Annotated in this window: 13 protein-coding genes; 7 read left to right on the forward strand and 6 right to left on the reverse strand. The window is 63.1% G+C overall.

What is annotated here, in order from left to right; genetic code table 11:
- The first annotated feature begins 470 nt into the window (after positions 1-470).
- Positions 471-2,621 carry a transglycosylase domain-containing protein gene (locus tag AC5RUM_RS08580; RefSeq protein WP_494034528.1) on the forward strand — a complete coding sequence of 717 codons (2,151 nt, stop codon included), beginning with the start codon at positions 471-473 and terminating at the stop codon, positions 2,619-2,621.
- Between the two features lie 96 nt (positions 2,622-2,717).
- On the opposite strand, the gene AC5RUM_RS08585 is transcribed toward AC5RUM_RS08580, so the two are convergent.
- Complete coding sequence (locus AC5RUM_RS08585) at positions 2,718-3,185, reverse strand: transferase (protein WP_494034529.1); 468 nt, start codon at positions 3,183-3,185, stop codon at positions 2,718-2,720.
- Positions 3,186-3,598: 413 nt separating this feature from the next.
- Between AC5RUM_RS08585 and AC5RUM_RS08590 the strand changes: the two genes are divergently transcribed.
- Together AC5RUM_RS08590 and AC5RUM_RS08595 are read left to right on the forward strand one after the other, a co-directional pair.
- Positions 3,599-4,210 carry a lytic transglycosylase domain-containing protein gene (locus AC5RUM_RS08590; protein WP_494034530.1) on the forward strand — a complete coding sequence of 204 codons (612 nt, stop codon included), beginning with the start codon at positions 3,599-3,601 and terminating at the stop codon, positions 4,208-4,210.
- Positions 4,211-4,338: 128 nt separating this feature from the next.
- Positions 4,339-4,659 carry a hypothetical protein gene (locus AC5RUM_RS08595; protein ID WP_494034531.1) on the forward strand — a complete coding sequence of 107 codons (321 nt, stop codon included), beginning with the start codon at positions 4,339-4,341 and terminating at the stop codon, positions 4,657-4,659.
- A gap of 69 nt (positions 4,660-4,728) precedes the next feature.
- Here the strand turns inward: AC5RUM_RS08595 and AC5RUM_RS08600 are convergent, their stop codons facing one another.
- A complete protein-coding gene (locus AC5RUM_RS08600; protein ID WP_494034532.1) occupies positions 4,729-5,856 on the reverse strand; it encodes an RNA polymerase sigma factor in 1,128 nt (375 codons plus the stop codon).
- Positions 5,857-6,953: 1,097 nt separating this feature from the next.
- On the opposite strand from AC5RUM_RS08600, the gene AC5RUM_RS08605 reads away from it, so the two are divergent.
- A complete protein-coding gene (locus AC5RUM_RS08605; protein ID WP_494034533.1) occupies positions 6,954-7,445 on the forward strand; it encodes an RNA polymerase sigma factor in 492 nt (163 codons plus the stop codon).
- A gap of 394 nt (positions 7,446-7,839) precedes the next feature.
- Here the strand turns inward: AC5RUM_RS08605 and AC5RUM_RS08610 are convergent, their stop codons facing one another.
- Complete coding sequence (locus AC5RUM_RS08610; protein ID WP_494034534.1) at positions 7,840-8,193, reverse strand: hypothetical protein; 354 nt, start codon at positions 8,191-8,193, stop codon at positions 7,840-7,842.
- A gap of 303 nt (positions 8,194-8,496) precedes the next feature.
- The gene (locus AC5RUM_RS08615; RefSeq protein ID WP_494034535.1) at positions 8,497-8,694 is read right to left on the reverse strand and encodes a YegP family protein; all 198 of its coding nucleotides are present in this window, start codon (positions 8,692-8,694) and stop codon (positions 8,497-8,499) included.
- Between the two features lie 195 nt (positions 8,695-8,889).
- Here AC5RUM_RS08615 and holA point away from each other — a divergent pair, with 195 nt between their 5' ends.
- Positions 8,890-9,906 carry a DNA polymerase III subunit delta gene (holA, locus tag AC5RUM_RS08620; protein WP_494034536.1) on the forward strand — a complete coding sequence of 339 codons (1,017 nt, stop codon included), beginning with the start codon at positions 8,890-8,892 and terminating at the stop codon, positions 9,904-9,906.
- A gap of 162 nt (positions 9,907-10,068) precedes the next feature.
- Here holA and rpsT read toward each other — a convergent pair whose 3' ends face one another.
- Together rpsT and AC5RUM_RS08630 are read right to left on the reverse strand one after the other, a co-directional pair.
- Positions 10,069-10,329, reverse strand: a complete 261-nt coding sequence (gene rpsT / locus AC5RUM_RS08625) for a 30S ribosomal protein S20 (protein ID WP_215050069.1) — start codon at positions 10,327-10,329, stop codon at positions 10,069-10,071.
- Between the two features lie 188 nt (positions 10,330-10,517).
- Positions 10,518-11,105, reverse strand: coding sequence for a type II toxin-antitoxin system PemK/MazF family toxin (locus tag AC5RUM_RS08630; RefSeq protein ID WP_494034537.1), 588 nt, complete (start codon positions 11,103-11,105; stop codon positions 10,518-10,520).
- 216 nt (positions 11,106-11,321) lie between these two features.
- Between AC5RUM_RS08630 and lepA the strand changes: the two genes are divergently transcribed.
- Together lepA and hemW are read left to right on the forward strand one after the other, a co-directional pair.
- Positions 11,322-13,175, forward strand: a complete 1,854-nt coding sequence (lepA, locus tag AC5RUM_RS08635; RefSeq protein ID WP_494034538.1) for a translation elongation factor 4 — start codon at positions 11,322-11,324, stop codon at positions 13,173-13,175.
- 36 nt (positions 13,176-13,211) lie between these two features.
- Complete coding sequence (gene hemW, locus AC5RUM_RS08640; RefSeq protein ID WP_494034539.1) at positions 13,212-14,441, forward strand: radical SAM family heme chaperone HemW; 1,230 nt, start codon at positions 13,212-13,214, stop codon at positions 14,439-14,441.
- The last annotated feature ends 34 nt before the right edge of the window (positions 14,442-14,475 follow it).

Here is a 14,475-nt window from a genome sequence, read left to right on the forward strand (position 1 = left end):
AATACGACTCATCACCGGGTGTCCATAGCGTGTAGCAGGAAGCACAAAGCGTCGACTCTAAGCCAAGGAAATAGGCCAGGTTCATGGCCGGGCTGCCAGGTGCGGCCCCTCCCTGGCCAGAGGGCCCCTTCGGACTGTTCACCATGGTGCTGTTTTCCGTCCTGAACGTGCTGCTCGTCTGGTCGGTGGCGAGTCCGGCCCGGACGGTGGGGTTTGTCTTCATGGCTGCCTTAGGGGCAGAAAATGTATCCCGGGAGGAACCTGGACTGGCCGCTGCCCAGACCCAGCGATCCAGGACGACGGCGACGAACACTGCCACCTGGCGGGACGTGACGCCGGCCAGTAATACTCCCGAGCGGGCGGTCAAGGCTTGCAGAGAAAGAGCGTTCAGGTTCGCCCGCAGATGTCTGGATCAGAGGTGGCCGGGCGCGTATTCTGTTGTCACATCGGACGGGATGTGAGCTGGAATCATGGCAAGAACGCGCCTGTCATCGCCAATGCGTAGGCTCCTGGTGAGGATGTTCGGATTCGTCATCCTCAGCAGCCTCTGCGGCGTCCTCGTGGCAGCCTACCTTGTTCCCCAACTCACCCTCGCCGGCGCCGCCGCCAGCAGGTCGCTCACTTATTTCAACAGCCTTCCGAGCGAACTGGCGGTCGAGCCGCCGGCACAGACCACGAAAATGCTGACGGCGGACGGAAAGACGATCGCCACCTTCTACGCGGAAAACCGTGTGCGGATCCCGCTCCAACAGATGTCCCCGTACATCAAGGATGCGGTCGTGGCGATCGAGGACAGCCGATTCTACGACCACGGCGGGATCGATCCCCTGGGCGTACTCCGGGCCCTGACCACCAACATCACTGAAGGGGAGCGGCAGGGGGCATCCACCATCACCCAGCAGTACGTAACCAATGTGGCCAACGAAGCAAGGATCTCCGCCGGACATGAAGAGCAAGTGATCCTCAGCGGGCAAAAGAACATCGGAGACAAGCTGCGTGAAATCCGGTTGGCGATCGAGCTTGAAAAGAAATTCTCCAAGGAAAGGATCCTGGAAGGCTATCTCAACATCGTCTTCTTCAATCGCAACGCCTATGGCATCGAAGCGGCCGCCCAGTACTACTACAGCGTTCCTGCGAGCAAGCTCAATCTGCCACAGGCCGCACTCTTGGCCGGGCTCGTCAACAGCCCCAGCGTCTATGACCCGGTGGCCAGTCCGGAGAACTCTATCCAGCGCCGCAATCAGGTTCTGGGCGCCATGCTCGAACAGGGCAAGATCACGCAAAAACAACACGACGACGCCGTGGCCGCCGACGTGGGATTGAAAATCCGGCCCTCCAAACAGGGCTGCGCCGGGGCTGTGATGGCCCCCTACTTCTGCGACTATGTCGCTCAGCTGATCCTGAACAACCCCGCCTACGGGGCAAACATTGAAGCGCGCGAGCAGAAGCTGCGCCGCGGGGGGCTGACCATCACCACCACCCTCGACAGCCGTCTGCAGGCCGCGGCCCAGGCCCAGGTGGATGCAACGGCCGGGGCGAATCCAACCAAATGGGGCGCAGCACTGGTTACTGTCCAGCCCGGTACCGGCAAGATCCTCGCGATGGCGCAGAATACGGTGTTCCTGCCGGGGAAGGGGAAGTTCGACACGCAGCTGAACTTCAATGTGGATTCCAAGGACGCCAATGGCAATGACCTCAATGGCGCTGGCGGCTTCCAGCCGGGTTCCACCATGAAACCGTTCACCTACGCGCAATGGCTTAATGAGGGCAAGAAGATCACGCAGGTCGTAGACGCGTCCCGGCGGGAGTACCCGCTCGGATTTAAGTGGCGCTCCTCCTGTGGGAAGGTCCTCGGCGCCTACAGCAGCCAGCAGCGCAGGGCGGGACTCGATGCCTCTGAGGATCTGCAGAACAACTCGGGAGAGTTCTACCGAAGGATGCCCGCCGATTACGGGCTGTATAACTCCATTAACACTGCGACTTTTGCCGAAGCTGCCCAGCTGGACTTCTGCGGAATCCAGAAAATGGTCGATGCAGTGGGTATCCACAGCGGCCTGGACGGCTCCCAGGTCAACATGCACCAGCTGGGCAATATCCTCGGAGGGACGGCTGTGGCGCCGCTCCAGATGGCCAATGCCTTCGCCACCTTCGCCGCTGACGGCCGCTACTGTGAGCCCATTGCCGTTGTACGGGTGAACGATATCGCAAAGCGGGCCCTTCCCGCTCAGAAGCCAAGCTGCAAGGTCACCGTGGACCGGGAAGTGGCCCGTGGCGTCAATTCGGTGCTTCAGGACGTGATGAAGAAGGGGTCCGGCGTCCACATCAAACCCAAGATCAAGAGCGGGATACCGATTGCGGCCAAGACGGGCACGAACAACACCAACGGCGCCACCTGGGTGGTGGGCTACACCACCGGGCTGGCCACGGCGTCCTTCTTTGGCGACACGATGGAGGGCCAGAAGCGGCCCGGCAGGAACCTCACCATCAACGGAAAGCGCTACGACCGCATCGACGGCTACATGCTCGCCGGACCGCAGTGGTCGACATATATGAACAAGGTTGCCGGACTCTACCCGACAAAGGCGTTCCCCAAGCCTCCGGCTTCGATGATCGGCAATTGAGCACGCCAAGCCGGGTAATCGCAGAAAGCCCTGGTAGTCGCAGAATGCCCTGGAGTGGGGTGCCCTTGGGTCGACAACGTCACGGGGGCGCCTACGTCACGCCGCCTTCCGCCTCTGCTCCTTACGGTGCGGCCGCTTATGGTGCGTGAGAGCGGTTATGGAAGATCCGGCCGTCGGCGTGCTGCCGGCTGCGATGTGGCCGCCTTCCCTGACGGTGCTGTCGCCGTGGAGACGGACCCCGTCGTCGATCTGGGCGCGCGCTCCAATGCGTGAGTGGCTGCCGATGTGAACATTGTTGCCGACGGCTGCCCCTTCACCCACGTAGACAGCGTCTCCAATGACGACACCATTACCGATGCGTGCCCTGCGGTCGATCCAGCTGCCCGCACCGATGCGGCAACCGGAGCCCACGGACGCGCGAGCCTCAACATATGTGGTCGAACTAATGAATGAAGTGTCATCCACCTTCGCGCCTCGACCGATAAGCCCGCCGCCGTTGGCGTGCCTGCGGTACGTGATGACGTTGCCGGCGTCGTCTTCTACTGATTCGATGGTCTTGCTCATTCCCTTCCTGTCCGCGTCCGGCGAGCGACTCCAGATCGGCCGGACACCTGAATTAACGCGCATGGGAGTTCACGCATTCCCGTGCTGGTGCGTGTGGAGCAGCCGGTAGCACGCCCGATTACGACGTGCCGAAATGAACTCGTGACAGGAATGCCGGTGGAGTGGTGTAGGTTGCTTTCCGGTCAGACAACAAAACCTCGGAAAGAGAATCAACCACGTGGCACAGGACAATGACGACGCGCACAGGCGCACATGATGCGTGGTAGTCCATGCTCCGTCTGAAGCGGCTCGCAGTCCTCTGCCTTTTCACAGTCTGCGTCATCACTGGGTTCTCGTTCTGGGCACTCCACGTGTCCGGCGGGGGGAGGCACGGCGTCCAGCCCCCGCCTCCCAAATCGGAGCCGAAACTCGGGGTGCCTTCGACGGACAGCACCCCTGCGGTGAACATCACCAAGAGCACAATTGATGCCCAGTGGCTCAACCGGACTGCGGCCCGGACCGGCATCCCGGCCCGGGCCATCCTCGCCTACGCGGCCGCAGCCGGTATGGCCAACGCCGAGGCCCCGACCTGCCGGATCGGCTGGAATACGCTGGCAGCCATCGGCTTCATCGAGTCCGCCCACGGAAGTCACGGCGGCGGAACTTTGACAACCGCCGGCCAGGCGAGCCGGCCGATTATCGGTCCCAGCCTCAACGGCGAAGGATTCGCCGCCATTCCTGACACGGACGCAGGCGCTCTGGACGGTGACGCCCTTTGGGATCATGCCGTCGGGCCAATGCAGTTCATTCCCTCCACCTGGCAGTTGTCCGGGCGGGACGGGAACGGCGACGGAGAAGCCGACCCCCTTAGTATCGACGACGCCGCCTTCAGCGCCGCCTCTTATCTTTGTGCGGGCGGCCGTGACCTAACGACCGCCCTAGGTTGGAACGACGCCGTGTTCTCCTATAACCAGTCTGATTCCTACGTGGTCCAGGTGCGCGATCAAGCCAACGTCTACGCCGCACGGTCAGACCCTGCCAGCTGACTCATTTCATTGGCCTTTCACCCATGGCACGCGTCACGAAGAGCTGGGTACGGCGTTTGTTCTATAGCGAACTGAGAGCACTGTGTGACTTCAAGCGTCACGGCAACTCCTTGCGGAAGGAACAATAAATGAACGCGCAGGCCACACCGGACATCAGATTTTCGTCATACCGGGAGAAGGCGGCAGTCGATTCCGTCGAGGATCGGCTGGAGCGGATTCTCAAACTCCGGCGTCAGGCCATCGATCCCCTGGGGCCAGTGGCGGGGATTTGGGCGCAGTCGCAGCTGGCCCATGTTGAGGTGCCTTGGCTCGTTGAAACCCTGCAGGACGTCACGGCCTCTGCGAGGCAGTTGCAACTGGCCGTAGCTCTCTGCGAAGGGTGCGGGGTTGCCCAAGGCAAAACGGAGGTCCGTCGGCGTGAGCCGTCTTCATTGGATTACGCTGGCTGATTCACCTGTGCTGCGGCAACTGTCCCGTCGGCAACCAGTTCCTCGATAACCCGTCCCGGTAGGCCTTGCCTACTGGGACCCGCGCGTTCCGGCCCGTGACTGGAGGTAAACCGGGCCGAAGGCTGAATGTGGTCTACAACCGACGGATGTTGCGTAAGCGGAGCAATCACGGAACCGGCCATGGGACTCCTGCTCCGTCGTTGCAGCGTTTGGCGCTGCAGGCAGCAGCATGAGCATCACAACGGCCGCCGCTGCACCGAGGGCCTTCAGCCCTTGGAGGACAGTAGGGACAATGTCAACGGATTCATGGAAGGTTTCCGCGATGTGGGCCAAGGGGCAATGGGCGGGGGAAGACAAGAGCTCGAGGATCCGGACGGCCATCACAGGCGAGAACACCGCTGGAAGAAGCCCGGGGTGGACGCCGTGCATTTTAGAACTGACGTCGCCCAATCCATGAAGTGCCCGGCGGCATCTCCGGCAGGTGCGGATGTGACTGTCCACCTTGGCCTGGTTCGCCGCGGTAGCGCGCTCCAGTGCAGCGCCGGCCAGAAGCGGAAGCATGGACTCGCAGCCGCTTTCTTCTGCGTTGCGCAGATACACCACTAGATAGGCTTCACGAAGGCCGTTCCGCGCACGCCTCAGGAGGGCTGAGAGCGCGTTGGGCGTGATATCGAGAAGAGGGGCGGCTTCGCGCGGCTTCAGTCCTTCAATTTCCACATACCAAAGAGCCCGCTGCCAACGGATGGGCAGTGTCGCGAAGGCCTCCGCCACGAAATCATGCTCCTGCTGGCCGGTATGGTCGAGCCCGGGGTTCCGATCGTCAGCCAGTTCGGTTATTCGTTCTGATGGATGTTCAGAGGACGAATGACGGTCCAGTGCCGCTGAACGGACAGCCCTGAGAAGATAGGGCCGGACCGGGCCAACTGGCCCCTTCCCGCGTCGCATCGCCGAGAGCGATTTGAGGAAGGCCGTCGCGGCGATATCCTCTGCGTCATGTATAGACCTGCTCAGCCTCCGGGCATACGCGAGGGCAGGTTCCCAATGAATCCGGTACAGCTCAAGAACTGCCCCTGCCCTGCCTTCCCGGCAATCCTTGACAAGGCTGGCTTCGGCCTCGGCCGTTGCCTCCGCCTCGGCCATATCGGCTTCCATGCCCGCAGATCCGCCGGGGATCATGGTGCGGGAGGAGGCCTTCACAACCACGCCTGGCACGTGGATGCGGCAGGTGGCTGAGGGGAAAGTGTGAACATGGTGACTCCGGGCGGACGATGAATTCCTGGCGGATGCGAAAGTTGTTAGCCTTCACAAAATCACCTTGTGCAGCGTTCAATAAGTTTTGGTCATAAAAAACATGAACAAGTTGCAGTGTTACGGAAGCCGCCTCTACTCACGCTGGTCATTCATGCGGTGGCGCCGAGGGATGATCGGTCGTGCCATCCTCGCGGTCCATTGAAGCCAGCAGTCGGTCCAGGGACCGTAGGATCCGGCCAGTACGTCGTAATGTGAGAACCGGGTCAACCGGACCTGGGCCCCCGCCGGCCGCGGCAACGTAGTCAGCCCATTCGCGGTTCAGTTCCTCGAACTCCCGCTGGCCTACCGATACGGTCATCCTCGGGTCATGTTCTTCAGGCATGCCGATCACCCCCGGATTGCTGCCTATGCTGATGATCTTCATCCTACCGGTCCGGGCTGGTCCGGTCTTTCTGCAGGACACGAGACCCGGCGCGGGCATGGCCGGCGTTGGCGCCGAGAAGGGGACACCCGGCGGTGTGGGGGCAAGTACGCCTTGGGCGGTGCTTGTGGGATCCTGACCGGTCGAAATTCCGCTGGAAATGCTGATGGTGGACCCCCCCAAGTGACATCGCTGAACAGGCACCTGCTCGGCGATACGGATTTACTACCCCATTAACGGCCCGGAGGCGAAAAGCTGACGCCTGGCGGCCGTAAGAGAATCACTGGCACGGCCAGATCACGTCGGATCCGTCAGCACCTGCCAGCGTTTGGCAAAGAATCATCGGCCACGGCGTCATGAAACGGGCTTATCCGAGGTGAATGGAGTGAGGCACAGGAGTATGGCCTCACTTTCAGCGTCGACGGCAGGCAACCACATGGAAACACTTGAGCACGCTTCACCGGGGGATGGGCAACTATGCCCTGCAGCATCCAGCGAGCCATCCGGGGCCAAGCAGGACGTGTCGGAGGCTAGCGCCGCGACGGAGCCCTCTGCGATGCCGGCGGCTTTCACTCCTGAATCGGCTTTGATTGACGGTGTCCGGTCCGGGGACGCGGAATCCATGGCGGTGCTGTATGAACGGTATCGCGAGCCGGGGCTGCGGTTCATCCGGGGTCTGATGTCCGGCGCCCAGGAGTCCGAGGACGTGCTTCATGACGGGTTCGCGAAGGCTGTCGGCGCCATCAGAAACGGGTACGGACCGACAGATGTGTTTGGCCCATACTTGAACACTGCAATCCGTTCAGTCGCGATGACGTTCTGGACAAAGCGCGGTCGTGAGCAGCCAGCACCGGACGAGGCTTTGGATCCGGGTCCTGTTGACGACCACGGGCTTGAGACTGTTCTGTCTGTCTTCGAACATGAGCACGTCGCTTGTGCGATGCGTTCCTTGCCGGAGCGGTGGCGGAAAGTGCTCTGGTATGCCGAGGTCATGGGACAGAAGCCGAGAGACATAGCACCGATTTTGGGCATCGAACCCAACGCGGTCTCGGCGTTGCTGATCCGTGCCAGAGCCGGGCTGCGCAGCGCGTACGAGCAGCAGGGCGGATCGTGACCTGATAATTCGGGCCAAGGTCCATCTTTAGCCGCGGCGGTCCCCGCGTCAGGAATCACCGCCTGGACAGTTAAGGGAGTGTGCAGGCGATCAGTTATCCATGCTGCGTCCGGCGGTCACCCCCCAGCCAAAGGACGTCTGACTGCACATTCCCGACGCGGACGTGAGACACCCGCAAGCGGACGGGACGGGCGGCATCCGGAAGGCTCGAGTTTCTTGCCGGAGGCCCCCCGTCCCACACCACCGAATGCCCCACATGGCGCGCGTCCCGCACCACCGAACTCCCAACACGGCCGCAGTCCCCACACAGCCGCACCTCGCACGGCCACACTGCCCACACGACTGCGCGGCGGGAGGGAATTCCCCCGCCGCGACTGTTTCCCTGTCAGGGCTTCTATCTGCGTGGGGTCGGATAATGCTTGTGGAGGATTGCCGTAAGTTCCTGGATCAGGCGGGCGGTGATTTCCCTGCCGCCCTGGATCCCGTCATCCATGAGCCGGGCGTGGATTTCTCTGAGGGCACGGTAGAGATCCAGCTCGGCTTCGATGCGGTCGTCACGTTCACGGTCCGTGTGCGTGAAGTACCTGGCGTCGACGTCGAGCCATCTGGCAAGGGTGTCGAGTACTTCAGGCCTTCTGACGGAGTTGGGGACGCCGTCGAGAAGATTGTTCCACCACTGAGCGGTCGGTACGTGCCCCGACCCGGCCAGGAGTCCTGTGATGACAGCCAGCCCCGCTTCCCTGCTCATCTCAGGTTCAACCGTCGAGAAGACCCTGTTGACACGGCGGGACAATTCGACCGGATCATGGAGGATCCCAGCGTCAACGGCCGGCGTCTGGGCCTGAGCGGCAGCATCCCGGGCAGGCGTCCCGGTCGATCGTGACGGCAGTCCCCGAATCAGGGTTTGTTCATTTTCCGCTGTCGCCCGAAGCTGTCCCGGCACACCCATTTCTTGTCCCTTCCTTACGCCTGTCAACTCGACAATGGTCGTGCAAGGCTAACCAGCAAAGGGCCGGATCGTGACGGACTGGCAGAGGGCCGCGTCGCGGCGTCAGGCAGTGGCGTCCGACCCCGTGAGGTCGACGACTCTCCCAGCGGCTGCGGCTTCTCGCACAGTCCAGATACCCGCGATTGCGGCATCCTCATGTGCGAATGCCTCCGACGTGAGCATGACGGTACCGTCCAATGCGACGAGTCGGAACCTGAAGCAATCATCCGCGTCCAGATACAGTTCGAACTTAGCGGCCATGGTCGTTCTCCTCGCGTGGTGGGATTCAGGGGTCTTAACTGCGTAAGCAGGTGATCATGACGATTCACGCACCCTTCCCGTAACGTCCGCAGTGGACCGGGTTCACCCGCTCCTCCGTGCCGTGGGCGGCTTGGTGCAGCGGGTGCGCCATGGCAGGCTTAGAGGCAGCAATGTGTATCCCGGGAGGAACCTAGAGTGGCCGCTGCCCAGACCCAACGATCCAGGACGACGGCGACGAACACTGCCAGCTGGCGGGACGTGACGCCGGCTGCCGTGGTGCTGATCACGGGACCGGAAGAATACCTCGGCATCCGGGCAATGGACCACGTCCGCTCGCAGGTCCGGGCGGCTGCTCCGGACGTTGAGGTCACCCGGCTCAACGCGGGGATCTATGAGGCAGGGACGCTGGCGATGAACGTCAGTCCCTCCCTGTTTGGCGAGAGCAAGCTCATCGAGGTCGAAGGCCTCGAATCCATGAACGATGCCTTCCTGGCCGACGCGCTTGGCTATTTGCAGCATCCCGAGCAGGATGCGGTGCTGGTTCTTCGGCATGGAGGCGGCGCGCGCGGCAAGAAGCTCTTGGATGCCGTCAAGGCCGGGGGATGGCCGGTTGTCGATTGCCAGCCGCTGAAAAAGGACGCCGAAAAGACCGCCTTCGTGGTGTCCGAATTCAAGGCAGCGTCGCGGCGCATCGAGCCGGATGCCGTGCAGTCGCTGGTGAACGCCGTCGGCGCCAGCCTGTCGGAGCTTGCGGCGGCCTGCAGCCAGCTGATTGCCGATGCCTCCACGGCAGTGGACGCAGACATGGTTGACCGCTACTACGGGGGGAGGGTCGAGGCCACGGCATTCAAAGTGGCCGACGCCGCAATGGCCGGCAACGCTCCCTTGGCTCTATCCACCCTCCGACACGCCCTCGCCACAGGAGCCGACCCCGTGCCGCTGGTGGCGGCACTGGCCGCGAAGCTGCGGACAGTGGCGAAGGTGGCAGGCGCCCAAGGATCATCGGCGCAAATCGCCAGGCAGCTTGGCATGCAGCCGTGGCTCGTGGAACAGGCGCAACGAGATGTCCGGCGGTGGACTCCGGAAGGCCTGGCCAGGTCCATTCAGGTCACGGCCGAAGCCGACGCGCAGGTGAAAGGACTGTCCCGGGATCCTGTCTATGCCGTGGAACACGCGGTCACCGTCATCGCCACGGCAGCCCGCGGCCGCTAGGCACGCCTGCCGGGCGCTCATCACCCTACGGGTTTCGTGCATGCCCCCGACCTCCGGCCGGCTGGAGGAGAGTGGGCCGGCTTAAACTGATTGGCCTTAAAGAGATGTGGCCGGCACCAATGGTGCCGGCCACAAGCATCAGTTCAGTTGAACTGGAAAACCTTAGAGTGCGTTGACCTTCTTGGAGATCGCCGACTTGCGGTTTGCAGCGTTGTTCTTGTGAAGAACACCCTTGCTGACAGCCTTGTCCAGCTTACGGCTGGCAGTAACGAGCGCAGTAGTAGCGGCTTCCTTGTCAGTGGACTCAACGGCGGTGTTGACGGCTCGGATGGCAGTCTTCAGCTCGGACTTGACTGCGTTGTTGCGCAGGCGAGCCTTTTCGTTGGTCAGGATGCGCTTCTTCTGGGACTTGATATTTGCCACGTGTGAACTCTCTTTTTAATGCGGAAATGGTCTAGAGGGCTTTCAGGCTGGCCATTGACTGAGCGGCGTGGGGATACCTATGGCGGCCAACCATCAGTGGCCGTCGACCTGCACGGACACACAGCTGTAAATAATAGCAGAATTCGCCCGGTCGACGCGATATGCACGGGTGTGGCGCGTCTGGCGCCTCATTTCCACCCGCGCAGCTGCCTCAGCGCATCTGCCACCAGGGAAAACTGGCTGCGGTCCAGGATGGCTCCTTCGCGCCTGATGTCGGCGTGGCGGATCTGGAGGACCCGGTCCAGCTTGGCTTCGCTGGGACGCCCCTGCCGGTCCCACGTCCCCGCGCCGATGTCGACGTAGTCGCGCCGCCCGCGGGGATGCCCGTCGTGGTCCTTGCTGGTCAGCATCAGGCCCAGCAGATACTGCCCTTGGCTGCCGACAAGCAGCACCGGACGGTCCTTGCCGCGGGAATGGTCCTCTTCATAAGGCACCCAGGTCCACACCACCTCGCCGGGATCGGGCCGGCCGTCCGGTGAAGGCGAGTACCGCAGGGTCGTCGTGCCCTGGAAGTCGCCGGGATAGGGGCCTGACAGGACTGCCGTGCCCGAGCGGGACGCGGCCATCCGCGGCGACTTTCCGGATGATGCAGGCGACGCCTTGGCCGAACCGTTCTTTGCGCCGCCCCTGCCGGACCGGGTGGGGTCCGGGGAACCTGCGAGGAAGCGGAGCGATGCGCGGACGGCGTTGCCGATGCTGCGGAAGTTCAGGGCCATGCGGCCAACCATACCGGCCGGGCCGTTCCGGCATGCCGGACTCCTGACATGTACTGCGCTCCGAATGCACTGTGGCTACGAATGCACTGTGGTTCCAAAATGTACTGCGGCGCGCCCGAACGTGGGAGACTAGAGGTTCAGATATGCGGCAGCAGCAGGATGGCCCGAGTTCGGCCCGGAATGACGCCGCGGAAATGCCAACAGTAAGGACCCTGCGTGTCTCCCATGGCCCGCACCGCCCCGGTGCCCGCCGCGACAGATCCGGCCATCATTCGGAATTTCTGCATCATCGCGCACATTGACCACGGTAAATCCACCTTGGCCGACCGCATGCTGCAGTTCACCGGCGTCGTGCAGTCCCGCGACATGAAGGCCCAGTATCTGGACCGCATGGATATCGAGCGAGAGCGCGGCATCACCATCAAGTCCCAGGCAGTGCGCATGCCCTGGGAACTGGACGGCGTTAACTACGCGCTGAACATGATCGACACCCCGGGACACGTGGACTTCACGTATGAGGTGTCGCGCTCCCTTGCCGCCTGTGAAGGAGCAGTGCTACTGGTGGACGCAGCGCAGGGCATCGAAGCCCAGACGCTGGCCAACCTGTACCTGGCCATGGAGAACGACCTCACCATCATCCCGGTCCTGAACAAGATCGACCTTCCGGCGGCACAGCCGGAGAAGTACGCCGCGGAACTTGCCAGCCTGATCGGCGGTGATCCTGAAGACGTGCTTCTTGTCTCCGGCAAGACCGGCGTCGGCGTGGAGGCGCTGCTGGACAAGATTGTCCGGGACCTTCCTGCTCCCGTAGGGGATCCGGATGCCCCCGCCCGTGCCATGATCTTCGACTCCGTCTATGACACCTACCGCGGTGTGGTCACGTACGTGCGCGTCGTGGACGGCATGCTCCACCCCCGAGAACGCATCCAGATGATGTCCACCCGGGCCAGCCATGAGCTCCTCGAGATCGGCGTCAGCTCACCTGAACCCACCCCGTCCAAGGGCCTGGGCGTCGGCGAAGTGGGCTACCTGATCACCGGCGTGAAGGACGTCCGCCAGTCCAAGGTGGGCGACACCGTCACCAATCTGGCCAAGCCGGCCTCGGAATCCCTGAGCGGCTACGCGGACCCCAAGCCCATGGTGTTCTCCGGCCTCTACCCCCTGGATGGCACCGACTACCCTGTCCTGCGTGACGCGCTGGACAAGCTCAAGCTGAATGATGCAGCTCTGATCTACGAACCGGAAACCTCCGCAGCGCTGGGCTTCGGCTTCCGCGTCGGATTCCTGGGCCTGCTGCACCTCGAAATCGTCCGTGAGCGCTTGGAACGCGAATTCAACCTGGACCTGATCTCCACCGCCCCGAACGTGGTCTACGAGGTAACGCTCGAGGACAAGAGCGTGGTTACGGTCACGAACCCCAGCGAGTTCCCTTCCGGAAAGATCAACGAAGTCCGCGAGCCCATGGTGGCTGCGACCATCCTGGCGCCCAACGAGTTCGTCGGCGCCATCATGGAGCTGTGCCAGGGCCGCCGCGGCGTCATGCGCGGCATGGACTACCTGTCCGAAGACCGTGTCGAGTTGCGTTACTGGATGCCGCTGGCGGAAATTGTCTTCGACTTCTTCGACCTACTCAAGTCCAAGACGCGCGGCTACGCCTCGCTGGACTGGAAGGCCGACGGCGAACAGGTCGCCGACCTGGTCAAGGTGGACATCCTGCTGCAGGGCGAACAGGTGGACGCCTTCAGCGCGATCACCCACAAGGACAAGGCCTACGCCTACGGTGTGATGATGACCGGCAAGCTGCGCGAGCTGATCCCGCGCCAGCAGTTCGAGGTGCCGATTCAGGCGGCTATCGGATCCCGGATCATCGCCCGTGAATCCATCCGCGCCATCCGCAAGGACGTTCTCGCCAAGTGCTACGGCGGTGACATCTCCCGTAAGCGCAAACTGCTGGAAAAGCAGAAGGAAGGCAAGAAGCGCATGAAGATGGTGGGCCGCGTGGAAGTACCCCAGGAGGCCTTCATCGCCGCACTGACCACCGACGAATCCAAGGACAAGGCCAAGAAGTAGTGATGACCGTGGCCGGAACCACCGGAGGCCGCACACATGCCTAGCGTTCTTCCCCTGGGCGACCCCGCGCCGTCGGACGGTCTGCTGCCCCAACAGGCCGCGGACGGTGCGGCAGCGCGGGCCTTTGGGCTGTACGTGCACATCCCGTTCTGCGCGGTGCGTTGTGGCTATTGCGACTTCAACACCTACACGGCCACGGAGCTCGGGGGCGGCGCCTCCCAGGACGCATACGCTTCCACCGCCATTTCGGAAGTGGACCTTGCCGCGCGGGTCCTGGAGCAGTCGGGCCTGCCTGCCCGCAAGCTGAGCACCGTGTTCTTCGGCGGCGGCACGCCAACGCTCCTGCCGGCGGAGGACCTGGCCAGAATCCTCGGCGCCGCCATCGACACCTGGGGGATTGAACCGGACGCCGAAGTTACCACGGAGGCCAACCCCGATTCAGTCACGCCGGAGTCCCTGCAACTGCTCGCAGATGCGGGCTTCACGCGGGTCTCCTTCGGTATGCAGTCCGCGGTGCCCCACGTGCTGAAGGTCCTGGACCGCACCCACACCCCAAGCCGTGTCCCGCTTGTGGTCCAGTGGGCGCGCGACGCCGGACTCGCCGTCAGCCTGGACCTGATCTACGGAACGCCGGGGGAGTCCCTCGAAGACTGGCGCTTCTCCCTGGAGACCGCACTGTCGTACAAGCCGGACCATATCAGCGCCTACGCGCTGATCGTTGAGGACGGCACCAAGCTCGCCGCCCAGATCCGCCGTGGCGAAGTTCCCGGAATCGACGACGACGACCATGCCGACAAATACGAGCTCGCCGACCAGATGATTTCCGACGCCGGCCTCCGCTGGTATGAGGTCAGCAACTGGTCGGCCACTGCCGAACAGGCGTGCCGTCACAACCTGGCCTACTGGCGCGGGGACGACTGGTGGGGCATCGGACCTGGCGCGCACTCGCATGTCGGTGGAGTCCGCTGGTGGAACGTGAAGCACCCCACGGCCTACGCGGGTAGGCTCGGCTCCGGCGTGTCGCCGGCTGCCGGCCGCGAAACACTCGACGCCGAGACCCGCGGCGTGGAGCGGATCATGCTTGAGACCCGCCTGGCATCAGGGGTGGCGGTCAGCTCGCTGTCGGACGGGGGCAAGCACGCTGTGGCCGGGCTCATTGCCGACGGTCTCGTGTCGCCGGCGGAGGCTTTCCGCGGCCTGCTGGTTCTGACTCTTAAGGGCCGCCTGCTGGCCGACGCCGTGGTCCGCAGAATCCTGCCGGACTGAACCGCAGGCACCAGCAGCGGCTTAAACAAAAGCG

The organism is Arthrobacter sp. B2060 (genome assembly GCF_059090445.1).

Excerpts from the sequence above, each read along its gene's own strand:
- AC5RUM_RS08580 (WP_494034528.1), top strand. The coding sequence starts at position 471 with ATGGCAAGAACGCGCCTGTCATCGCCAATGCGTAGGCTCCTGGTGAGG.
- AC5RUM_RS08585 (WP_494034529.1), bottom strand. The coding sequence starts at position 3,185 with ATGAGCAAGACCATCGAATCAGTAGAAGACGACGCCGGCAACGTCATC.
- AC5RUM_RS08595 (WP_494034531.1), top strand. The coding sequence starts at position 4,339 with ATGAACGCGCAGGCCACACCGGACATCAGATTTTCGTCATACCGGGAG.
- AC5RUM_RS08605 (WP_494034533.1), top strand. The coding sequence starts at position 6,954 with ATGGCGGTGCTGTATGAACGGTATCGCGAGCCGGGGCTGCGGTTCATC.
- AC5RUM_RS08610 (WP_494034534.1), bottom strand. The coding sequence starts at position 8,193 with ATGAGCAGGGAAGCGGGGCTGGCTGTCATCACAGGACTCCTGGCCGGG.
- AC5RUM_RS08615 (WP_494034535.1), bottom strand. The coding sequence starts at position 8,694 with ATGGCCGCTAAGTTCGAACTGTATCTGGACGCGGATGATTGCTTCAGG.
- AC5RUM_RS08630 (WP_494034537.1), bottom strand. The coding sequence starts at position 11,105 with ATGGCCCTGAACTTCCGCAGCATCGGCAACGCCGTCCGCGCATCGCTC.
- hemW (WP_494034539.1), top strand. The coding sequence starts at position 13,212 with ATGCCTAGCGTTCTTCCCCTGGGCGACCCCGCGCCGTCGGACGGTCTG.